17 protein-coding genes, 1 tRNA gene and 1 pseudogene are annotated in these 21,538 nt (G+C 64.4%); 13 read left to right on the forward strand and 6 right to left on the reverse strand.

Annotated features, from left to right (window positions below):
* Window positions 1-24 precede the first annotated feature (24 nt).
* The 5 genes from JN302_RS25615 (at window position 25) to JN302_RS25635 (ending at window position 6,762) form a co-directional block, all read left to right on the forward strand.
* Window positions 25-1,887: a sensor histidine kinase gene (locus tag JN302_RS25615; RefSeq protein ID WP_202329593.1), complete on the forward strand. Its 1,863-nt coding sequence runs from the start codon at window positions 25-27 to the stop codon at window positions 1,885-1,887.
* Window positions 1,884-3,218, forward strand: coding sequence for a sigma-54-dependent transcriptional regulator (locus JN302_RS25620; protein ID WP_202329594.1), 1,335 nt, complete (start codon window positions 1,884-1,886; stop codon window positions 3,216-3,218). Before JN302_RS25615 ends, JN302_RS25620 begins: the two co-directional genes overlap by 4 nt.
* A gap of 253 nt (window positions 3,219-3,471) precedes the next feature.
* Window positions 3,472-4,449: a tripartite tricarboxylate transporter substrate-binding protein gene (locus JN302_RS25625; RefSeq protein WP_202306781.1), complete on the forward strand. Its 978-nt coding sequence runs from the start codon at window positions 3,472-3,474 to the stop codon at window positions 4,447-4,449.
* Between the two features lie 332 nt (window positions 4,450-4,781).
* A complete protein-coding gene (locus JN302_RS25630; RefSeq protein ID WP_202306783.1) occupies window positions 4,782-5,243 on the forward strand; it encodes a tripartite tricarboxylate transporter TctB family protein in 462 nt (153 codons plus the stop codon).
* A gap of 10 nt (window positions 5,244-5,253) precedes the next feature.
* Complete coding sequence (locus JN302_RS25635; protein WP_202306785.1) at window positions 5,254-6,762, forward strand: tripartite tricarboxylate transporter permease; 1,509 nt, start codon at window positions 5,254-5,256, stop codon at window positions 6,760-6,762.
* A 53-nt stretch (window positions 6,763-6,815) separates the two neighbouring features.
* Here JN302_RS25635 and JN302_RS25640 read toward each other — a convergent pair.
* Window positions 6,816-7,483: pseudogene (locus tag JN302_RS25640) on the reverse strand (winged helix-turn-helix transcriptional regulator).
* Window positions 7,484-7,753: 270 nt separating this feature from the next.
* Here JN302_RS25640 and JN302_RS25645 point away from each other — a divergent pair.
* Window positions 7,754-8,923: an acyl-CoA dehydrogenase family protein gene (locus JN302_RS25645; protein WP_202329595.1), complete on the forward strand. Its 1,170-nt coding sequence runs from the start codon at window positions 7,754-7,756 to the stop codon at window positions 8,921-8,923.
* A gap of 219 nt (window positions 8,924-9,142) precedes the next feature.
* On the opposite strand, the gene JN302_RS25650 is transcribed toward JN302_RS25645, so the two are convergent.
* From JN302_RS25650 to wrbA, 5 genes are all read right to left on the reverse strand, one after another.
* Complete coding sequence (locus JN302_RS25650; protein ID WP_342215871.1) at window positions 9,143-9,445, reverse strand: XRE family transcriptional regulator; 303 nt, start codon at window positions 9,443-9,445, stop codon at window positions 9,143-9,145.
* A gap of 9 nt (window positions 9,446-9,454) precedes the next feature.
* Window positions 9,455-9,775 carry a type II toxin-antitoxin system RelE/ParE family toxin gene (locus JN302_RS25655; protein WP_244845900.1) on the reverse strand — a complete coding sequence of 107 codons (321 nt, stop codon included), beginning with the start codon at window positions 9,773-9,775 and terminating at the stop codon, window positions 9,455-9,457.
* A 301-nt stretch (window positions 9,776-10,076) separates the two neighbouring features.
* Window positions 10,077-10,163, reverse strand: a tRNA-Leu gene (locus tag JN302_RS25660).
* A 93-nt stretch (window positions 10,164-10,256) separates the two neighbouring features.
* On the reverse strand, window positions 10,257-11,228 hold the full coding sequence (locus JN302_RS25665; RefSeq protein WP_202329597.1) for an alpha/beta fold hydrolase: 972 nt from the start codon (window positions 11,226-11,228) through the stop codon (window positions 10,257-10,259).
* Window positions 11,229-11,704: 476 nt separating this feature from the next.
* Complete coding sequence (gene wrbA / locus JN302_RS25670; RefSeq protein WP_202329598.1) at window positions 11,705-12,304, reverse strand: NAD(P)H:quinone oxidoreductase; 600 nt, start codon at window positions 12,302-12,304, stop codon at window positions 11,705-11,707.
* A gap of 184 nt (window positions 12,305-12,488) precedes the next feature.
* Here wrbA and JN302_RS25675 point away from each other — a divergent pair, with 184 nt between their 5' ends.
* The 7 genes from JN302_RS25675 to JN302_RS25705 all read left to right on the forward strand — a co-directional run bounded on the left by JN302_RS25675 (window position 12,489) and on the right by JN302_RS25705 (window position 21,365).
* Complete coding sequence (locus JN302_RS25675) at window positions 12,489-13,229, forward strand: competence/damage-inducible protein A (RefSeq protein ID WP_202329599.1); 741 nt, start codon at window positions 12,489-12,491, stop codon at window positions 13,227-13,229.
* Window positions 13,230-13,313: 84 nt separating this feature from the next.
* Window positions 13,314-14,153, forward strand: a complete 840-nt coding sequence (locus JN302_RS25680) for a universal stress protein (RefSeq protein ID WP_202329600.1) — start codon at window positions 13,314-13,316, stop codon at window positions 14,151-14,153.
* Window positions 14,154-14,280: 127 nt separating this feature from the next.
* The gene (gpt, locus tag JN302_RS25685; protein WP_202306798.1) at window positions 14,281-14,775 is read left to right on the forward strand and encodes a xanthine phosphoribosyltransferase; all 495 of its coding nucleotides are present in this window, start codon (window positions 14,281-14,283) and stop codon (window positions 14,773-14,775) included.
* Between the two features lie 178 nt (window positions 14,776-14,953).
* The gene (locus tag JN302_RS25690) at window positions 14,954-15,433 is read left to right on the forward strand and encodes an NUDIX hydrolase (RefSeq protein ID WP_202329601.1); all 480 of its coding nucleotides are present in this window, start codon (window positions 14,954-14,956) and stop codon (window positions 15,431-15,433) included.
* Between the two features lie 669 nt (window positions 15,434-16,102).
* The gene (locus JN302_RS25695; protein WP_202329602.1) at window positions 16,103-19,915 is read left to right on the forward strand and encodes a vitamin B12-dependent ribonucleotide reductase; all 3,813 of its coding nucleotides are present in this window, start codon (window positions 16,103-16,105) and stop codon (window positions 19,913-19,915) included.
* A 665-nt stretch (window positions 19,916-20,580) separates the two neighbouring features.
* Window positions 20,581-20,718 (forward strand): hypothetical protein, encoded by a 138-nt coding sequence (locus JN302_RS25700; RefSeq protein ID WP_244845909.1) that lies wholly within the window; start codon window positions 20,581-20,583, stop codon window positions 20,716-20,718.
* A 281-nt stretch (window positions 20,719-20,999) separates the two neighbouring features.
* The gene (locus JN302_RS25705) at window positions 21,000-21,365 is read left to right on the forward strand and encodes a MazG nucleotide pyrophosphohydrolase domain-containing protein (protein ID WP_202329603.1); all 366 of its coding nucleotides are present in this window, start codon (window positions 21,000-21,002) and stop codon (window positions 21,363-21,365) included.
* Window positions 21,366-21,538: the final 173 nt, after the last annotated feature.

Consider the following 21,538-nt stretch of genomic DNA (forward strand, 5'->3'; position numbering starts at 1 on the left):
CAAAAAGGAGAACGAACCCCGCCGATGGACGGACTGCAGTTCATGCATCGAAGCCTTGCCCCGGGCCGCAGGCTGTGGGCAGTGCTGGTGCTGGTCGCCGTGGCCGCCGTGGTGGCGGTCCTGGTCGGCCGCCTCGCGACGCGCGCCTATCTCGACGAGGCGGCGGCGCGCGGCCAGACCACGCTCCGGCTGGCGGTCGCTGCCTTGCGCGGCCATATGAACCGTTTCGAACCGCTGCCCGCCCTGATCGCCGATCACGACGACATCAAGGAACTGGTGGCCGACCCCGGCAACGCCGGTCTGCGGGCCCGCGCCAACGACTATCTCGAGGAGATCAACGCGCTGCTCCAGTCTTCAGACATCTATGTGATGGTGCCCGACGGGGAGACGATAGCGGCCAGCAACCACCAGGGCCCGGCCAGTTTCGTCGGCGGAAATTTCTCCTACCGTCCCTACTTCCAGGACGCCATGACCGGCGAGCAGGGCCGCTTCTTCGCGCTGGGCACGACATCGCAGAAGCGGGGCTACTACTTCTCCTCGCCGGTGCGCATCGGCGGCGCTATCCGGGGCGTGGTCGTGTTCAAGGTCGACCTCGACGCGATCGAAGCCTCCTGGATGGGCGGCGAGCATGCGATCTTCGTCTCCGATCCCGAAGGCATCATCTTCATGAGCGGCCGGCCCGAATGGCTCTATTCCGGCCTGCTGCCGCTGACCGCGGACCGGCTGGCGCGCACGCAAGTGTCGAGGCGCTATTCCGACGCGGAGCTTCGCGAGCTTCCCATAACCGGACGAACCGTCTCGGACGGCCGCGAACTGATCAGCGTGGAGACCGGCGACAACGTGCGCGAGTATCTCGCTTTGGCCGAACCAATGCCCGAAGCCGGCTGGACGGTGAACATCCTGACCGACACCGCTTCCGCCCGGGCCCAGGCGATCACAGCGGTCGCCGCCGCCCTGCTGCTGCTCGGCCTCGCCGCCCTCGCCGCGGCGATCGTCATGCAAAGACGCGCGCGACTGGCCGATCGGATGGAGTTGCAGAGGACGGCCAGGGCAGAGCTGGAGCGGCGCGTGGAGGAACGCACGGCCGATCTCGCTCTGGTCAACCGGCAGCTCGAAACCGAGGTGGCGGAGCGCCGCGCCACCGAGCGGCAGCTCCGGCAGACACAGGCCGATCTGATCCAGGCCGGCAAGCTCGCCGCGCTCGGCCAGATGTCGGCCGCCCTGTCGCACGAATTCAACCAGCCGCTTGCAGCGGTGAAGACCTATGCCGACAATGCGGCGATCCTGATCGACCGGAAGCGAATGGCGGAGGCCCGCGACAACCTCACGCGCATCTCGGGCCTTGCCGACCGCATGGCCTCGCTCGGCCGGCATCTGCGCAACTTCGCGCGCAAGCCCAACGAGAAGCTCGGCGCGGTGCCGCTCGCCGACACGATCAGGGACACGCTGGAGATCGTCGCCGCGCGCCTGAAGGCCGCCGATGCCCGCGCGAACGTCGACCTCGGCACGACGCCGCTGGCCGTCCGCGCCGGCTCGGTGCGGCTCCAGCAGGTCCTCGTCAACATCATCTCCAACGCTGCCGACGCCATCGAAGGTCGCGAAGCCAGGACGATCGACATCGTGGCGCGGCGCAAGTCGGGCAAGGTGACGATCACCGTGCGCGACCGCGGCCCCGGCGTTCCGGCTGCGATCGCCGAGCGCATCTTCGATCCGTTCTTCACCACCAAGGGAATAGGCAAGGGTCTCGGCCTCGGCCTCTCCATCTCCTACAATATCGTCAAGGATTTCGGCGGCAGCCTTTCGGTCGGCAACCATGAGGAAGGCGGCGCGGTCTTCACAATCGAGCTCGAAGCCGCGCGGCTGCCGGTGACGGAGGCTGCGGAATGAAGCCGACGATACTGCTGGTCGACGACGAGGAGGAACTGCGCCGTTCGTCGAGCCAGGCCCTCGATCTCGCCGGCTTCGATGTCAGAAGCTTCGCCGCCGGCGAACCCGTGCTCGACATCGTCGGCTACGGCTTCAAGGGCATCGTGGTCACCGACATCCGCATGCCCGACATGGACGGCATGACCCTGATGGGCAAGATCCGCGAGATCGATCCGGACATCCCCGTCATCCTCATCACCGGCCATGCCGACGTCCAGCTCGCAGTGAAGGCAATGCGCGAGGGCGCCTATGATTTCCTGGAAAAACCTTTCAACGCACAGGAACTCGCCGACATCGCGGCGCGCGCGCTCGACCGGCGCAGCCTTGTGATCGAGAACCGGCGCCTGCGCGCCGAGGCCGGCAAGCGCGACGACATCGAGGCGCGCCTGCCCGGCCGCACACAACTCATGGTCGACCTGCGCTACCGCCTGCGCGCGGTCGCGGCCACCGATGCCGATGTGCTCGTCATCGGCGACACCGGGACGGGCAAGGAGGTCGCGGCACGCGCGCTCCACGACATCAGCGCGCGGGCGGAAAGGCCGTTCGTGGCCATCGATTGCGCGGCGCTGCCGGCCAATCTGATCGAAAGCGAACTGTTCGGCCACGAGGCCGGCGCCTTTCCCGGCGCGATCCGTGCCCGCTACGGCAAGTTCGAGCATGCACGCGGCGGCACGATCCTGCTCGACGAGATCGGCTCCATGCCGCTCGACCTCCAGGCCAAGCTGCTGCGGGTGATCGACGAGCGCCGCATCACGCGGCTCGGCTCCAACGAGGCCGTGCCGCTCGACGTGCGCTTCATCGCCGCAAGCAATACCGATCTCGACGCGGAGGCCGCAGCCGGCCGCTTCCGCGCCGACCTGCTCTATCGGCTCAACATGGTGACGCTGCGCATGCCGGCGCTCGGCGCCCGGCGCGAGGACGTGCCCCTGCTCTTCCTCCAGCTCGTCAACGAAGCGGCCGTTCGTTACCGTCGCGGGCCGATCGACGTGCCGCCCGCGATCATCGCCGACGTCGCGCGGCGGGACTGGCCGGGCAATGTGCGCGAGCTGCGCAACGCCGCCGATCGTTTCGTGCTGGGCCTCGGACCGGCCGAGCCGCTCGGAACCGGCCCTGCCCATGCCGGCCTCGCAGACCGGGTCGCCGATTTCGAGCGGAGCATCATCGCGGGAGCCCTCGCCGCCCACGGCGGAAGCCTCAAGCCCGTCTACGAATCGCTGCGCATCTCGCGCAAGACCCTCTACGAGAAGATGCAGAAATACGGCCTCGGACGGCACGACCTCGACAGTGTGTGAGCAGCGCGAGCTGCTTCATTCGCCCCGTCAGGCAGCCGGTCGCCCGTCGATGGGTGGAAATCCACACACCACCATCGCCCTATGTCACGTTTTCCACCCACGGCGCGAGGCCGATGGTGTAAAAATGGCGGGCGGCACGGTCGCGGCATTTGCACATATTGCGGCCGGATGTCTTGATGGCCCGATCCCCAGCCGGCACGCCGGGGAGCTTGCGTGCGGGCCGGGCGGATAAATGCAGACCGGGAGGACACCCATGAAGAATATGATTGCCGCCATCGGCGCGGCCGTGACGCTTTCGCTGTCGTCGTTCGCGGCCTCGGCGCAGACCTATCCCGACCGTACGGTGACCATCGTCGTGCCCTTCTCCGCGGGCGGACCGACCGACACGGTGACGCGTCTCGTCGCCGAAGCCATGTCCAAGGACCTCGGCCAGCAGATCATCGTCGAGAATGTGGGCGGTGCCGGCGGCACGCTGGGGGCTGGGCGCGTGGCGAAAGCCGATCCGGACGGCTACACGCTGCTCCTCTATCACATCGGCATGGCCACCAGTGCCACGCTCTATCGGAAACTCGCCTACGATACGCTGAACGCTTTCGAATATGTCGGCCTCGTCACCGAGGTTCCGATGACCATCGTGGCGCGCAAGGATCTCGAGCCGACCGACCTGAAGAGCCTGGTCGAATATGCCAAGGCGAACAAGGACACGGTCACGGTCGCCAATGCCGGCTTAGGTGCCGCATCGCATCTATGCGGGATGCTGTTCATGAACGCCATCGAGACGCCACTCGTCACCGTTCCCTACAAGGGGACCGGCCCCGCCATGACCGATCTGCTCGGCGGACAGGTCGACATCATGTGCGACCAGACCACCAACACGACCAAGCAGATCACCGGCGGGACGATCAAGGCCTATGCCGTCACCTCGCCGGAACGCCTCGACGTGCTGCCCGACGTGCCCACAACGACAGAAGCGGGCCTTCCCGCCGTGCAGGTCGGCATCTGGCATGGGCTCTATGCGCCGAAGGGAACGCCCGCCGAAGTGACGGAGCGCCTGTCGAAGTCGCTCCAGGTGGCGCTCAAGGACCCGAACGTCGTCGCCCGCTTCGCCGAGCTCGGCACGACGCCTTCCTCCGACGCCGACGCCACACCTGCCGCCCTCAAGGCCAAGCTTGAAAGCGAGATCGCTCGCTGGAAGCCGATCATCGAGGCTGCCGGCCAATACGCCGACTGATCTCCCGACCAGCGGCCTGTGTTATCGGGAAGGCGCGCCGTGGAGGCGCGCCCCCTGCAGCATCGGACCCGAAAGCGGGTACCGGTATCGGGATGAATCCGATGCTATAATAGAGGGATCGAGCGGCAGCACCGATATCATCGATCCCATCGGTGCATCCGCCGCTCTTCAGGCAGGAGTTCGGGCCGCCGGGCGAGTTCCCGGCATTTGCCAGCCCTCGGCCGCAGGCCGTCGGGCTTCTTCGGAGAAACGGTCCGGTCGACGCTGGCAGCCTTCACGAACAGGAGCGTCGGAACCCGACGCCGCTCAAAGCAACAAGGGATAGGAACGTCATGAAATCCCTGCGTATCGATCCGACGAACGGCCTCTGCGGAGCGCTTTTCCTGGTCGTCGGGCTGTTCTTTCTCGTCCAGTCGGTCGGGCTGGAGATCGGCACTGCCTTCAGGATGGGACCGGGCTATTTTCCGCTCGTCCTTTCCGGAGTTCTGATCGTGCTCGGCCTCGTCATCCTGGTGCAGGCTACCAAGGTGGAAAGCGAACCGATCGGGCCGATCGCCTGGCGCGGCATGCTTCTCATCCTGCCCGCGCCGATCCTGTTCGGCCTCACGGTGCGCGGGTTCGGCTTCGTCCCGGCCGTGTTCATCAGCGCTCTCGTCGCCTCTTTCGCCAGCACGCGCATGACGCCGCTCATGGCATTGGTGCTGGCTGCGGCGCTGACCGCCTTTTCGGTCGTCGTCTTCAGCTACGGGCTCGGCCTGCCGTACCAACGGTTCGGCCCCTGGCTGCGTTTCTGAGGAGGGCAGGATGGAACTCTTGTCCAATCTCGGCCTCGGTTTCGCGACCGCCTCGACGCTCGCCAATCTCGGCTTCTGCCTGATAGGCGTCCTGCTCGGCACGCTGATCGGCGTGCTGCCGGGCATCGGCGCCACGGCAACCATCGCGATGCTGCTGCCGATCACCTTCCAGATCGGCGATCCCGTCTCCTCGCTCATCATGCTGGCCGGCATCTATTACGGCGCCCAATATGGCGGCTCGACCACGGCGATCCTGATCAACATGCCGGGCGAATCCTCGTCCGCCGTCACGGCCATCGACGGCTACCAGATGGCCCGCAACGGCCGGGCGGGCGCGGCTCTCGCCATCGCCGCGATCGGCTCCTTCTTCGCCGGCACGGTCTCGACCTTCCTCGTGGCGCTTTTCGCACCGCCACTGACGGCCATCGCGCTGGAATTCGGGGCGGCGGAATATTTCTCGCTGATGGTGGTCGGCCTCGTCTCGTCGATCGCGCTCGCGCACGGTTCGATCGTGAAGGCGCTGGCCATGGTCGTGCTCGGCCTGCTGCTCGGCCTCGTCGGAACCGACATCTATTCCGGCACTCCGCGCTTCACACTGGGGATCACCGAATATGCCGATGGGCTGAATTTCGTCGCGGTGGCGGTCGGCGTCTTCGGCATCGCCGAGATCCTGCGCAACCTGGAGAACGAGCATGAGCGCTCGGTGCTGATCCGCAAGGTCAGCGGCCTGCTGCCGACGCGCGAGGATTTCAGGCGCATGACGGCGCCGATCCTGCGCGGCACGGCGATCGGCTCGGCGCTCGGCATCCTGCCTGGCGGCGGCGCCATCCTCGCCGCCTTCGCCTCCTACACGGTCGAGAAGCGGCTTTCCGACCGCCCCGAGGAGTTCGGCAAGGGAGCCATCGCCGGCGTCGCCGGTCCCGAATCGGCCAACAATGCCGGCGCGCAGACCTCCTTCATCCCGATGCTGACGCTGGGTATTCCCGCCAACCCGGTCATGGCGCTGATGATCGGCGCCATGATCATCCAGGGCATCGTGCCGGGCCCCAATGTCGCGACCGAGCAGCCGGCCCTGTTCTGGGGCATCATCGCGTCCATGTGGATCGGCAACCTGATGCTCGTCATCCTCAACCTGCCGCTGATCGGCCTGTGGGTGAAGCTGCTGACGGTGCCCTACTACGTGCTGTTCCCGATCATCATGGCCTTCTGCTCGATCGGGGTCTACAGCGTCAACGCCAACATCTACGACCTCTTCGCGGTCGCCTTCTTCGGGTTCATCGGCTACGTGCTCGTCAAGCTGCGCTGCGAACCGGCGCCGCTGCTGCTCGGATTCGTGCTCGGCCCGCTGCTCGAGGAGAATCTGAGGCGCGCCATGATCCTGTCGCGCGGCGATCCATCCGTCTTCGTCACGCGGCCGATCAGCGCCACGCTGCTCGCCATCGCCGCGGCCGTGCTCATCGTCGTGTTCCTGCCGAGCGTGAAGAAGAAGCGCGAGGAAGTGTTCGTCGAGGAGAATTGAGGGCGGGCAACCCTGCCCTCCCGGGGGGGGGGGGGCGAGGGAGCGGCTACGCCCTATGCCCGCGCGGCACCGGCGAAAGGGCTGAGGCCCAGCCATTGCTGCATGGCGCGCGCGATCGCGGGATCGCCGCGAGAGCACCGGCCTCGACCTCGGCCCTCACCTTCGCCAGGCCCATCCAGATCGCGGTCATGCTCCTCAATGAAGAGCGGACCATGAGGTCGATATCGAAACCAGGGTCGAAATTGCACAGATCGACCTCGCCGCCGTCGACGACCAGCCACCAGTTCTTCTGCTTGGCCGACAGTTCGGGGTACTGAAACTGAATCGTGCAGCGGCGCGGGGGCAAAGGCTCTGGATTGAGATTGCGGCGCATGTCCCACATCAGAAGCGACGGGTCGAGATTGCGCAGCGAAAGCTGCGATTCCACCCAGCGCGTTCCCCAGAAGCCGAGCCCCATGATGATGCCGCGGAGATCCTCGCCCGCCGCCGTCAGACGATATTCGGCCGCACCGCCGTTCTTCTTCTCGATGACGCCGGCTTTCTCCAGTTCTTTCAAGCGTTTGGACAAAAGCGCGGGCGACATCCGGGGTACGCCGCGCCTCAGGTCGTTGAACCGCGTCGTTCCCGACAGCAACTCACGGATGACCAGCGTCGTCCAGCGGGAACACAGGATTTCCGACGCCATGGAAACGGGACAGAACTGTCCATATCCGCCAAGCATGCAATCCACCGTGGTTGACCGCAATCAGGATAACATCTCGGACCCGCACCGCAAAGCAACCTGCCGTTTCGCCTGGCTTGCGCAAGAGCACACTTCCGGCAGGCATCGTTCATACGCTTTTCTCCATATATGGCGCATATTTCTATCCATCTATTCTTGTCCGCCTCTTCGAAAAGCTGACCAGCCAGCGAGCGGTACAGTTCGTGAACTGGACCCGCGCCTTTCATGGCGCGATCCTGCCACTGGGAAAATCCCACGGAGGATCATCAGATGACATTGGCGGCACCCGAAACATCGAGACTGAAGAACTTTGGTCCGGCCCCGGCGGGACGCGTGGTCGACATCGTCCGGGAACTGCTTCCCGGATTTGCAAAGAGGGCGGATGCCCATGACGCAGGCGACCGTTTCGTCGCCGAGAACTACGCGGCATTGAAAGACGCGGGGCTCGTCGAAACCGGCGTGCCCGTGGAACTGGGCGGCGGCGGCGCCGAGATCGCGGAACTCTGCGAAATGCTGCGGACGATGGCGCATGGCTGCGCCTCGACGGCGCTCGCCTTTTCCATGCACACCCACCAGGTCGCAATCCCGGCCTGGCGCTGGCGGCATCAGAAGGTGGCCGCGGTCGAGCCGCTGCTGCGCCGCGTCGCGACGGATCGCATCATTCTCCTGTCGAGCGGCGGTTCCGACTGGATCGGCGGGTCGGGCAAGGCCGAAAGGGTCGAAGGCGGCTACCGCGTCACGGCGCGCAAGGTCTTCACGTCGGGCGCCGAGGCGGGCGACCTTTTGATGACGGGCGCGATCACCGAGCAGGACGGCACGCGCATGGTCATCCATTTCGGCCTGCCGATGAAAGCCGAGACGGTCAAGATCGTCGACACATGGCGCACCCTCGGCATGCGCGGCACAGGTTCGAACGATGTGGTCGTCGACGGGCACTTCATACCCGACGCCGCGGTCGCCTTGTCCCGCAAGGCGGGCGAGTGGCATCCGCTGTTCCAGGTGATCGCCACGACCGCGTTCCCGCTGATCTATGCTGTCTATCTGGGAGTAGCTCAAAGCGCACGCGACATCGCCATCGGGCTCGCGGCCGGGAAGCAGCCGAACCACCACCTGACGGAACTTGCGGGCCGCATGGAGACGACGCTTCGCGCTGCGCAGATCGCGCACCGCCACATGGTGGAGGTGGTCGAACGGAACAATCCCTCGGCGGAGTCCGTCAACGAGGTGATGATCGGCCGCACGCTGGTGGCACAGAATGCCATCCAGGCCGTCGAATTCGCCATGGAACTGGCCGGCGGCGCCGGCTTCTATCGCGCCAATGGCCTCGAACGGTGTTTCCGCGACATCCAGGGTGCGCGCTACCACCCCCTGCAGGCCGGCCCGCAGGCGCGCTATTCCGGGTCGATCGCGCTGGGGCTGCCTGTAGCGGAAGTGTTCTGAGCGATGGTGTGACTCGAGGAATCCAAACGAGGGTTCTGGAGGGACTGTAGCCGGCCGGCCGGTCTGCAGCGTGTCGCATGAAGAAGGATACTCGCGACACGCTGCAGGTACTTGATTTGACGTATGTCCTTTTTCCCGAAACCGAGTAACACTTGGGAGACGTGCTTCTGCCCGCCACAGCCGGGACGACGAGTCCTTCAGCCATGTCGCAACCAGTTTCTAGACAAACTCGATCCGCACCTTGCGTCCGACCATTTCGGCCGCGCGCTGCAAGGTAGTCAGCGTGACGTTGCCGTCCTTGGGGTCGAGCAGGCGGTCCACCTGACTGCGGCTCGTTCCCATCTGCGCGGCCATCTGGCGCTTCGAGAGCTTCTTTTCCCTCATGGCGTTCTCAAGCTGCCAGGCGAGCACTTCCTTGATGGCGATCGCCTCGAACTCCTCGCGCTTGCCTTCTTCGGTCAGGAACTCATCGAGGGTGACAAGCCCTTCGGTCGAACGTCCCTTGTTGCCTTCTTCCATCATAGCTGCCTCCTACGGCATGAACTCTTTCATTCGCTTGCGGGCCAGCGTCAGTTCCTCGTCCGGGGTCTTCTGGGTTTTCTTGATGAACCCGGAGAGCACCAGGATTGCGTCTGCCCGCACACAAAACAGCATGCGGGCGATCCGCCCGCCGGAAAGCGATGTGCGCACTTCCCACAATCCGCCGCTGAGTGGTCTGCACAAAGGCATGCCCACCGGCCAGCGATATTGAACGCGCATCAAATCAAGCCCGATGGCTTGCCGATCGTTTTCATCGAGGCCACGCAGCCAGTCCCGAACGACCTCGTTGCCGCCAGCCGTACGGTAGAACACGACCGGGATTCTGCGCGGCGCCTCAGTAGTCATATGGCATCATATAATGTCCATGTACCATAAAAAGTGCATAGCCGCAAACGAGGATTTCGGGGACTGGTTCTTTCCCAGCAGCCGGAACGAACGACGCAACTGACGCGCGATCAACACTCCGCAGAAAGAACGACTCGTGCGCCAGCAACGTCCTGGACGTGCGACAATGTCTAGCCGTCACGAAAATCAACCGCAAGTAGCGCGTCGGTCGGTGGCGCGGCCTCATCCAAGTCGTGAGCGAAACCAAACGGACGCGAGGTCGGGAAGATGGTGCGGACGGCGGGGATCGAACCCGCAAGCCGGTGAAGGCGAGAGATTTTAAGTCTCTTGTGTCTACCAGTTCCACCACGTCCGCCCGGTGGCTCTTTTCAAACGGCTTGGCGCGAAGGTCAAGCCGTTCCGGATGCGGAGCCGCAGCAGCCGGCGGGCAAGATCGACTTCACTCGCTTCAGGCGGCGAAAGCCCGCTCCGCGATGCGGCGGATGAAGGCCACCGTCTGCGCGGCGGCGGAGAATTGCGGCATATGGCCGACGCCGTCAGCCAGTTCCAGGTCGAGGCCGGGGATCCTGCCGACCATGTCGACGCCGTGTTTCTGGTAGTCGAGCACGCGGTCGGCCGTGCCGAACAGGATGCCGACCGGCACCTTGATCTCGCCGAAGCGCTTCTGGATCGCGGGATAGTCGACGCCCGCCGCGACGATATCGGTCGAGGTCGCGTAAAAATGGCTCGGTCTCAGCCCCAGCCAGCCGCCGCCCTCGGTCATGTAGTCGGCCGGCGGCGGCTGCGGGCCGAAGACGAAGCCGAGCGTCTGGTCGGCATATTTCAGCGCGGCCGGCACGGCCACCGTCTCGGCGACCAGGCGACGCTTCAGCGGCGAGGGAATGTAGAGGGCGGCGAATTCCGGCGCCACCTCGCCCGTGTGATGCGTGTGCGGCGACAGGAGAGCGAGGCCCGACACCACGTCCGGATGCTCGATCGCCAGCGCCAGCGACACGGCTCCGCCCAGCGAATGGCCGACGACCAGCGGCTTGTTCAGTTCCAGCGCCTCGATGAAATGGCGGATGACGAGGGCCTGCTCGGGCAGGCGGCCCGTCGCGTCGCGCGCCCGGACGGAATAGCCGGAGCCCGGCCTGTCGATGGCGATCAGCCGGTAGCCCGAGCCGAAGCGGTCGAAGAGCGGCGAGCGGAACTGGTGGAGTTGCGCGCCGAGCCCGTGGATGAAGAGGATGGGCCGGCCCCTGCCCTTCTCGACGTAATGGATCCGGTTGCCGTGGACGGTGACGAACTTGCCAGTAGGCGGCACCATCTTCTCGGCCTTCGCCGCGATCCTGCGTGTCCTGAACACGGCGAGGGCGAGCGCCGCCAGCACCGCGGCCAGCAGCAACGCAATGACCGACAGCACGATCGACACAAAGGTCATGATTCCCCCGAGGCCGGTGACGACGCCGACAATCTAAGCAGGTTTCGGAAAAGTGTCCCGCGGTTTCCGGTAAAAACCTGCGGCAAATATAAGAAGCTGAGCGGGTGAAGCGTGGGCGAAGCCACGCGAGCCTGCTTAGGCAGTGTCTAAAATTAGCCGAATCGCTTCGACTAGGATCTGGCGAAGGAGGTGCGGTGCGGCCGCCACTGCGTTGCCCCTCACTGTCCTGCCGGATGACCGGCCGGACAGTGAGGGGCGGCGCAAAGCGAAGCGATTATTTCCCGATGTCTCCTTAGCTCATAGGGCCCGAAAATCGACACCGGTTTCAACAAGGATCCGGTGCGAAAACGAAAGAACGGCTCGGCACAGGCACCGAAACTGCAGGACAGCGCGATGCGCAAGGGAGCCCTCATGCCGGCAAAGGACAGTGCGGCCGGGAATGCCGGCCGCGGTGTCCTTTCTACGGAGAATTTCGATCAGCCGTGCAGCTTGATCGTGATCTCGGCGAGCCGCTTGCCCTGGAAGCGCGCGCCCTCCAGCTCCTGCTGGGACGGCTGGCGCGAGCCGTCGGAATCGGAGGTTGTCGTCATGCCGTAGGGCGAGCCGCCGCGCACCACGTCGTTGCCCATCTGGCCCTGGTAAGCGTAGGACAAGGGGACGATGATCATGCCGTGATGCTGCAGCGAGGCCTGGGCGGTCAGGATCGAGATCTCGGCTCCGCCGTGCTGCGTGGAGGTCGACGACATCACCGTGGCCACCTTGTTGACCAGGGCGCCCTTGACCCAGAGCGGCCCGGTCTGGTCGAGGAAGTTCTTCATCTGGGCAGCCATCGCGCCGTAGCGCGTCGAGAAGGCGAGGATGAGGCCGTCATAGTTCTCGAGTTCCAGCGGCTCGGCGAAAGGCGCCTCCTGGTCGAGCTTGTAATAGGCCGCCTTGGCGACCTCTTCCGGCACCAGTTCGCGCACCCGCTTGACGGTGACGTCGGCGCCGGTCTCGCGCGCGCCCTCGGCCGCGGACCTCGCCATCGCCTCGCTATGTCCCCAGCTCGAATAATAAAGCACCAGCACCTTGGCCATGGTTTGTCTCCTGTGAAAGCCGTTCAGGCGGACGCCGCCCGCGCCGCCCGATACAACGGACCTTATCGCCCCGACGCCGACGCCGAAACGCCGACGCCGTCGACAGTTCGTTCACAGTTCGGCGACCATTGCCGGCTCGCCGGATGGGCGCTATGTGACGCTGACCGTTTGCCGGGGATGCGCCATGACCGATATCGTTACCGCCGCCATGATCGTCATCGGCGACGAGATCCTGTCCGGCCGCACCAAGGATCGCAATATCGGCCACCTCGCGGACATCATGACCGCGATCGGCATCGACCTGAAGGAAGTCCGTATCGTCGCCGACGACGAGGACGCGATCGTCGAGGCGGTGAACGGGCTGCGCGTCCGCTACACCTACGTCTTCACCAGCGGCGGCATCGGCCCCACCCATGACGACATCACCGCCGACTCGATCGCCAAGGCCTTCGGCGTCCTTTGCGAATACGACGCCAGGGCCTATGCGATGCTCGAGGCCAACTACGCCGCGCGCGGCATGGAATATACCGATGCCCGCAAGCGCATGGCGCGCATGCCGCGCGGCGCGGAGCATATCGACAATCCCGTCTCGACGGCTCCGGGCTTCCGTGTCGAGAACGTCCATGTGATGGCCGGCGTCCCGGCCGTGTTCCAGGCCATGCTCGACAATGTCGTGCCCACGCTCACGACAGGCACCAGGCTGCTCTCCACGGCGATCCGGAGCCCGTTCGGCGAGGGCGCCATCGGCACGCCGCTCGGCGAGATCCAGAAAGCCCATCCCGACACGATCATCGGCTCCTATCCGAAATATCAGGATGGCCGCTTCTGGACCGAACTGGTGGTGCGCGCCCGTTCCCCCGAAGCGCTGGAGGCCGGCCGGGCGGCCGTGCAGGCGATGCTCGACGGGCTGAAGGCCCAAAGCTGACCGGCGCACTGTTCCGGAACCGGAAGGCAGGCTCCCGCGTTCTGGTTGCGTGGCGATCCGCCCCTCAGAAACGGAGCATGCGCCGTGCCCTACAAGACATTGCTCGCCGTCATCCAGAACACACACGATATCGACCGCGTGCTGGACCATGTCCTGCCGCTCGCAGCACGGCTGCGCAGCCATGTCGTCGGCATTCACGCCGAGCCGATGGCGATCCCCTACACCACCGCGATCGGCTTTCCCGACGCGGAGTATATGCAGGTCACCGCTGACGCCAGCAAGGAACGCGCCGCGGAACTCGGCAGGAAATTCGGCACCCGCGCAACGGCGGCAGCCGTGCCTCACGAATGGCGCACCATGGAGAGCCTTTCCGGCGACAGCGCGCTCTGCGCGCTGGCCAGCGCCCGCGCCGCCGACCTGGTGATCGCGGCGCAGAGAGATCCCGCCGACAGCGGAGCGGCCAGTACCAATGTCGACCATCTGCTGTTCGAAACGGGCCGCCCGACGCTGTTCCTGCCTTATGCAGGGCCGGTCACCACGACCTTCTCCAAGATCCTCGTTGCCTGGAACGGCACGCGCGAGGCATCGCGCGCGGTGTTCGACGCGCTCCCCTTCATCATGGAGGCCGACCAGACCGAGATCCTGACCGTCGACGCCCCCGAAGCCGAGGACGAGCCTGCCAAGGTCGCCGGCGCCGACATCGCGGCCGCCCTCATGCGCCACGGCGCGCATGTGACGGTCGCGGAGGAAAGCTCGGCCGGTATCGGCGTGGGCGCCACGATCGAAAATCATTGCGTGGAGAACAATACGGATCTGCTGGTGATGGGCGCCTACGGCCATTCGCGGCTGCGCGAGTTCCTGTTCGGCGGCGTGACACGCGATGTGTTGCGGTCGATGCCGGTCGCCACTTTCATGTCCCGCTGACACGCCGCCCGGGAAGGTGTGACACACGCGGCGCCCGGGGCTTGCCAACGCCCCGGCATTCCGGCTAATTCCGCCTGCATTCCTCGATCTTCAGCGCGCCGAGGCGCGCGACCGGAGTGCGCCCGCCATGTCCCTTCCCGAAAAAGCGTTTCCCGTTTCCTGGGATCAGTTCCATCGCGACGCCCGTGCGCTGGCCTGGCGTCTGGCCGGCGCAGGCAACTGGAGGGCGATCGTCTGCATCACGCGCGGCGGGCTGGTGCCGGCGGCGATCATATCGCGCGAGCTCGGCGTGCGGATCATCGAGACGGTCAGCGTCGCCTCCTATCACGACTATGCCGAGCAGGGGCAGTTGAAGGTGCTGAAGGAGATCTCGGCCCCGCTGCTCGAGAACGGGGGCGAAGGCATACTGATCGTCGACGACCTGACCGATACCGGCAAGACCGCCTCCGTGGTGAAAGCCATGATGCCCAAGGCGCATTTCGCGACCGTCTATGCCAAGCCCAAAGGACGGCCGCTGGTCGACACCTTCGTCACCGAGGTGTCGCAGGACACCTGGATCTACTTCCCCTGGGACATGGGCTTCACCTATCAGAAGCCGATCGCCGAAGGGCACGCCGGGTAACCGGTTCCTCCAAGGCGAAGATTCGGGCAACAGCCGATTGCCACACGCCGGTCTTGTGGAAATTTCAACCTGCTATTCTGGCGTTTGCAGCAATTTGCTCTTCAATCTGCTATGATCCGCCACAACATTGAGGGGTGAAATGTGATTCTCGGCCGATCTCCGGCATGAGGTGACTGCGATGGACCAAGGGGTGGGCGACAATCTTTCACGACCGGCGCGGGCCGCAGCGGGGCCGAGCGCGCTTCAGGTGGCTGCGCTGCCCTGGCGGCGCAACCGCGGCGGCATCGAGGTCATGCTGATCACCAGCCGCGACACGGGACGTTGGGTGCTGCCCAAGGGTTGGCCCGAAGGCCCCGAGGAATTCCGCGACGCCGCGGCACGCGAGGCCAAGGAAGAAGCCGGGATCAGCGGCGCCGTCTCGCGCATCGAAGTCGGCCACTACTCCTACCTGAAATGCGGCGCCAGCCGGGACCTTTCCTGCGACGTTCTGGTCTACTCGCTGGAGGTCGGCGTGGTCGCCGACAAGTGGAAGGAAAAGGGCCAGCGCAGGCGCAGATGGGTCAAGCCCGAGAAAGCCGCGCGCATGGTGAACGAGCCCGATCTCGCCGTGCTGATCGAGACCTTCGCCAGCAGTTCTGTCCGCATCGCCGCGGAATAGGCTTTCCCCTCGCCGATATCCGAACATTGCCGTCGCCGGCGCCTCCTCTGTCCGCCATGGCAGGCAGCGAAACGCCCCTTTCGCCAACCCTGGCGACTCGGGCCAGCACCCTCCCCATCCCCGATATCCACACGCCACACGCACAACATATAGCGGTCACAAAACTTCCAAGAAACGAATCCTTGACGGCCTCCGGCGAGTCGCTTTTTATGGGTCATGCGCTCTTGTTGAGGGTGCGGCCGGGCAGTGTGTAGTCCCGGTCTTTTTTCCGGACTCAGGTGCGTTTTCATCGCGGTTCCGCCCGTTTCACGAGGCCGGGCGGGGAGTTTGGTGTGCGGGTTTTCGAGGGCGAAGGGGACAATTGGCGGGCTGGTGGAAATCTTCTGTTAACACTATATTTAGTGTTTGCAGCCATGCTCGGCACTAGATAGCGTGAATTTCCCTCCCTGAGGGAATCGAAATCAACGAGTTGTGTCGGACCCGTGGAGGGTCTGTCGAAGGCCGGGCGGCGCGCTCCCCTAGAGGAGGGTCTATGGCGTTTGGACGGATCACGGCGGATGGAGATCCGGATACCCCAAAGGGTTTCCGGCGGCGGCGGACCGCGTCTTTTCGGATTGGCCGTGAAGGCCTGTGGAAAAGGCGCTATATATAGACAAAGGGACTAAGGCTATGCGCATCGAGCGGCGTTTCACCAAGGCTGGACAGAGCGCTTATGCGGAGATCGAATTCCGCAAGGCGCTTTCCGAGATCAGGAACCCGGACGGGTCGGTCGTCTTCCGCCTCGACGACATCGACGTGCCCGCTCAGTTCTCCCAGGTCGCCGCCGACATCCTGGCCCAGAAATATTTCCGCAAGGCGGGGGTCCCTGCCCGCCTGAAGAAGATCGAGGAGAACGGCGTTCCCTCCTTCCTCTGGCGCTCCGTGCCCGACGAGGCGGAACTCGCCAAGCTGCCCGAGAACGAGCGCTACGGCTCCGAGACCGACGCCCGCCAGGTCTTCGACCGTCTCGCCGGCACCTGGACCTACTGGGGCTGGAAAGGCGGCTATTTCAAGGGCGAGGACGACGCGCGCGCCTTCCGCGACGAGCTCGCCTATATGCTGGCCACCCAGCGCGTGGCGCCCAATTCGCCGCAATGGTTCAACACCGGCCTGCACTGGGCCTATGGCATCGACGGTCCCGGCCAGGGCCATTTCTACGTCGACCCCTTCACCGGCAAGCTGACCAGGTCCAAGTCGGCCTATGAGCATCCGCAGCCGCATGCCTGCTTCATCCAGTCGGTCGCCGACGACCTCGTCAACGAGGGCGGCATCATGGATCTGTGGGTACGCGAGGCGCGCCTGTTCAAATACGGCTCCGGCACCGGCTCGAACTTCTCGCATCTGCGCGGCGAAGGCGAGAAGCTGTCGGGCGGCGGCCGCTCGTCCGGCCTGATGAGCTTCCTCAAGATCGGCGACCGCGCCGCCGGCGCCATCAAGTCGGGCGGCACGACGCGCCGCGCCGCCAAGATGGTCGTGGTCGATGTCGACCACCCCGACATCGAGGCCTATATCGACTGGAAGGTGAACGAGGAGCAGAAGGTCGCGGCCCTCGTGACCGGCTCCAAGATCGTCCGCCAGCACCTCACCGCCATCATGAAGGCCTGCGTCAACTGCGAAGGCCATGACGACGACTGCTTCGACCCCGCCATCAACACCGCGCTTAAGCGCGAGATCAAGGCGGCCAAGAAGAATGCCGTGCCGGAGAACTATATCAAGCGCGTCATCCAGTTCGCCAGGCAGGGCTACACCCAGATCGAGTTCAAGACCTACGACACCGACTGGGATTCGGAAGCCTATCTCACCGTCTCCGGCCAGAACTCCAACAATTCGGTCTCGCTGAAGGACGATTTCCTGCGCGCCGTCGAGAAGGACGAGGACTGGAACCTGATCCGCCGCATCGACGGCAAGGTCGGCAAGACGCTGAAGGCGCGCGACCTGTGGGAGAAGATCGGCTACGCCGCCTGGGCGTCGGCCGATCCGGGCCTGCATTTCAACACGACCATGAACGACTGGCACACCTCGCCGGCGGCCGGCCCGATCCGCGCGTCCAATCCGTGCTCGGAATACATGTTCCTGGACGACACGGCCTGCAACCTCGCCTCGATCAACCTTCTGACCTATCGCAATGCCGACGGCTCGATCGACATCGAGCGCTACGAGCATACGGTGCGGCTGTGGACCATCGTGCTCGAGATCTCGGTGATGATGGCGCAGTTCCCGTCGAAGGAAATCGCCAAGCTCTCCTACGAATACCGCACGCTGGGCCTCGGCTACGCCAATATCGGCGGCCTGCTGATGACCTCGGGCATCCCTTACGACTCCCGCGAAGGCCGCGCCATCTGCGGCGCGCTCACCGCAATCATGACCGGCGTGGCCTATGCCACCTCGGCCGAGATGGCTTCCGAGCTCGGCGCCTTCCCCGACTATGACCGCAACGCCGTCAACATGCTGCGCGTCATGCGCAACCACCGCCGCGCCGCCTATGGCGAGAAGGACGGCTACGAGAAGCTGTCGGTCAATCCGGTGCCGCTCGTCGCCGAGGACTGCCCGCAGCCGGAACTGATGGCCCATGCCCGCGCCGCCTGGGACCGCGCCATCGAGCTCGGAGAGGAGCACGGCTACCGCAATGCCCAAGCCACGGTGATCGCGCCGACCGGCACGATCGGCCTGGTCATGGATTGCGACACCACCGGCATCGAGCCCGACTTCGCGCTGGTGAAGTTCAAGAAGCTCGCCGGCGGCGGCTATTTCAAGATCATCAACCGCGCCGTGCCGGAAGCGCTGCGCACGCTGGGCTATTCCGAAAGCCAGATCGCCGAGATCGAGGCCTATGCGGTTGGCCACGGCAATTTGAACCAGGCGCCCGCCATCAACCCGGCCTCGCTCAGGGCCAAGGGCTTCACCGATGAGAAGATCGAAGCGCTGAACGCCGCGCTGAAGCAGGCCTTCGACATCAAGTTCGTCTTCAATAAATGGACGCTGGGCGAGGATTTCTGCAAGGAGGTCCTCGGCCTCACCGACGAGCAGCTCAACGACTTCTCCTTCGAGATGCTGCCGGCGCTGGGCTTCTCCCGCAAGGACATCGAGGCGGCCAACATCCATGTCTGCGGCGCGATGACGCTGGAAGGCGCGCCCTTCCTGAAGGCCGAGCACCTGCCCGTCTTCGACTGCGCCAATCCCTGCGGCAAGATCGGCAAGCGCTATCTTTCGGTGGAATCGCATATCCGCATGATGGCCGCGGCCCAGCCCTTCATCTCCGGCGCCATCTCCAAGACCATCAACATGCCGAACGAGGCGACGGTCGAGGACTGCAAGGAAGCCTATATGCTCTCCTGGAAGCTGGCGCTGAAAGCCAACGCGCTCTACCGCGACGGCTCCAAGCTCAGCCAGCCGCTCAACGCCTCGCTGATCGCCGACGACGAGGACGAGGACGACCTGATCGAGGAGCTGGTCTCGGCGCCGACGGCCGCCAAGGCGGTGACGGTGACGGAGAAGATCGTCGAGCGTATCGTCGAGCGTGTCGTGCGCGACCGGGAGAAGCTGCCCAACCGCCGCAAGGGTTATACGCAAAAGGCGGTGGTCGGCGGACACAAGGTCTATCTGCGCACCGGCGAGTTCGACGACGGCCGGCTGGGCGAGATCTTCATCGACATGCACAAGGAAGGTGCGGCCTTCCGTGCGATGATGAACAATTTCGCCATCGCCATCTCGCTCGGCCTGCAATATGGCGTGCCGCTGGAGGAATATGTGGAGGCCTTCACCTTCACCAAATTCGAGCCGGCCGGCATGGTGCAGGGCAACGACGCGATCAAGAACGCGACGTCGATCCTCGACTATGTGTTCCGCGAGCTCGCGATCTCCTATCTCGGCCGCAACGACCTCGCCCATGTCGACACTTCGGATTTCTCCAACACCGCGCTCGGCCGCGGCATCAACGAGGGTCGCGCCACGCCTTTCTCGAAAGGCCTGACCCGCGGCGCCTCGCCGCTGAAGGTGGTGAGCGGTATCTCCGGCTCGGATCCGAAGGGCATGGCGGGAGGATCGAATCCCGCTGCCGCGCCCGCCCGCCCCGCGACGACGGCCTTCGCCGGCTCCAATGTCAGGGCGATCTCGTCGGGCGCGACGGTGACGGCGCTGAAGCCCGCTTTTGCGGAACTGCGCGAGGAATCGACCGCCTTCAAGCGCGACTACGAGGAGCGCGCCAAAGAGCTGGCCGAAGACATCGCCGGAGACGCGGAAGAAGCATCCGCCGACGCCCTCTTCACCGACGCCGCTGCCAAGGAAGCCTCCGACGCCAAGGCGCTCGCCGCCGAACGCCGCAGCCGCGCGATCATGCAGGGCTACACCGGCAACATGTGTTCGGAGTGCCAGAACTTCACCATGGTGCGTAATGGCACTTGCGAGAAGTGCGACACTTGCGGCGCGACGAGTGGGTGTTCGTGAGAGGCGAGATGAGCGGCGGCGGAGCGAGCCACAACTTTCCTGCTTTCTCTGCCAATCACCGTGCCGAGAGTGAAAACCCCAACTGGATATTCCAATTCCCGGGCGGCTCCGCTCGGGAATTGGACTTCGAAATTCTCTCTGGATCCATCGATTCTTGATCGTCAGTGCGAGATCAGGTGGAATTGGAACTCGGATTACCCGTGCAAAGTTGTTCTCGTTCCCATTCTCCTCGATTGAACAGGGTCACATCGACCCGTGGCGGCCGATTGCTGTTCCAGTTCCATTGAATCGAAAAGCGGTAGGCGATTGCGATTGACGCAAAGTTTGCGACGCGCGTCTTGAATCGGCCAGCGTTGTCCCACTCGCCCCCGGTTTGAACCAGTTGCAACGGGTCATCACGTAGGGCGATAGCATCGTCAACCTTCGCCACAACAAGTCGCTATGCCCCTTTTGGCTCCTACGACATTCCGTCCTTCAACCTATGCCCGGCGAAGGGATCGCGCCTTCTCGGCAAATAGCAGGTCGTTTGGGGCCGGAGAACGAACCCGCTGCGCGGGAGGGCGCCCGCGGTTGAGGTAGAGGGCACAGGCCGGGAGCTGCGCCCGCATTGAGCGTGGTTTGGCTGAGGCAGAGCATGACGGGCTTCTTCAACAAGGAGCCTGACCATGCCCCATCCCGTTCTCGATGCACCGATCAGCCCGCTGCGCCAGCGGCTGATCGACGACATGGCCCTGCGGCGTTTCTCGCGGGAGACGCAGCGCAACTATCTCCGCGACATCAGCCGAAAATCGAAATCCCCATAGTCATTGACAGTGGCCCGCGGGTTCCTTCCTCGGGGACTTTCGTACGCCTGCCGGCGCCCGAAACTCTTCACGGAAACGGACAGGCTGCTTTTCGACTGCTGCTAGCGATAAGCTGTCGTTCAGCATCCGGTCTGGAGGCATCGTGACGAGATTTAGGTTTCTGCCCCAAGACAAAGCCGAGGCTTATGCACAACTTTATTGACCAGCAGGCTTGGTTGTCCCTTGGAACTTGAACCAATCTTAGACTCAGTGTCTTCTCAGGGCAATTTTTGGGAGTAGACATGCAATCTGGCTCGTTTCAACACCGCGTGTGGCAATGGATTGTCGCGTGCTTTCCGACGTCGGCGCAACTCAATGTACAGGAGCGTAATCATCGCTTCCTCGAAGAGGCGCTCGAACTCGCTCAGGCCAACTCCTGCACAAAGGAGGAGGCACTCGAACTGGTGGAATACGTGTTCGGTAGGGCGAAAGGTGACGTACGCCAAGAAGTTGGTGGCGTCCTCGTAACGCTCGCAGCCCTCTGCAACGCGACCAGTGTCGACATGGATGAGGCCGCCGAGCAGGAACTGCACAGGAACTGGTCCCGCATTGATAGAATCCGCGCCAAGCAAGCGGCCAGACCTCAGGGATCGGCTCTTCCTCAATGAACGTCTTAGCCGATCAGCGTGGCGCAAGCCTCGCCACCGAGTATTGCGCAAGCGGACGCTGACTCGCGGATGCAGATTTCGTATGGGACGGCCGACTTAAAGCATTGTTGCCTCAACCGTGACGTAGCGGAACAACGGTTTGGAAGAACATATGCAGACCGCTTGGTCACCGA

Origin of the sequence: Mesorhizobium sp. L-8-3 (assembly GCF_016756615.1) — a bacterium.
GTDB lineage: Bacteria > Pseudomonadota > Alphaproteobacteria > Rhizobiales > Rhizobiaceae.

Bases quoted from the DNA above. Each gene is read 5' to 3' on its own strand.
- JN302_RS25615 (WP_202329593.1), top strand. From the start codon at position 25: ATGGACGGACTGCAGTTCATGCATCGAAGCCTTGCCCCGGGCCGCAGG.
- JN302_RS25620 (WP_202329594.1), top strand. From the start codon at position 1,884: ATGAAGCCGACGATACTGCTGGTCGACGACGAGGAGGAACTGCGCCGT.
- JN302_RS25625 (WP_202306781.1), top strand. From the start codon at position 3,472: ATGAAGAATATGATTGCCGCCATCGGCGCGGCCGTGACGCTTTCGCTG.
- JN302_RS25630 (WP_202306783.1), top strand. From the start codon at position 4,782: ATGAAATCCCTGCGTATCGATCCGACGAACGGCCTCTGCGGAGCGCTT.
- JN302_RS25635 (WP_202306785.1), top strand. From the start codon at position 5,254: ATGGAACTCTTGTCCAATCTCGGCCTCGGTTTCGCGACCGCCTCGACG.
- JN302_RS25645 (WP_202329595.1), top strand. From the start codon at position 7,754: ATGACATTGGCGGCACCCGAAACATCGAGACTGAAGAACTTTGGTCCG.
- JN302_RS25650 (WP_342215871.1), bottom strand. From the start codon at position 9,445: ATGATGGAAGAAGGCAACAAGGGACGTTCGACCGAAGGGCTTGTCACC.
- JN302_RS25665 (WP_202329597.1), bottom strand. From the start codon at position 11,228: ATGACCTTTGTGTCGATCGTGCTGTCGGTCATTGCGTTGCTGCTGGCC.
- wrbA (WP_202329598.1), bottom strand. From the start codon at position 12,304: ATGGCCAAGGTGCTGGTGCTTTATTATTCGAGCTGGGGACATAGCGAG.
- JN302_RS25675 (WP_202329599.1), top strand. From the start codon at position 12,489: ATGACCGATATCGTTACCGCCGCCATGATCGTCATCGGCGACGAGATC.
- gpt (WP_202306798.1), top strand. From the start codon at position 14,281: ATGTCCCTTCCCGAAAAAGCGTTTCCCGTTTCCTGGGATCAGTTCCAT.
- JN302_RS25690 (WP_202329601.1), top strand. From the start codon at position 14,954: ATGGACCAAGGGGTGGGCGACAATCTTTCACGACCGGCGCGGGCCGCA.
- JN302_RS25695 (WP_202329602.1), top strand. From the start codon at position 16,103: ATGCGCATCGAGCGGCGTTTCACCAAGGCTGGACAGAGCGCTTATGCG.
- JN302_RS25700 (WP_244845909.1), top strand. From the start codon at position 20,581: ATGCCCCATCCCGTTCTCGATGCACCGATCAGCCCGCTGCGCCAGCGG.
- JN302_RS25705 (WP_202329603.1), top strand. From the start codon at position 21,000: ATGCAATCTGGCTCGTTTCAACACCGCGTGTGGCAATGGATTGTCGCG.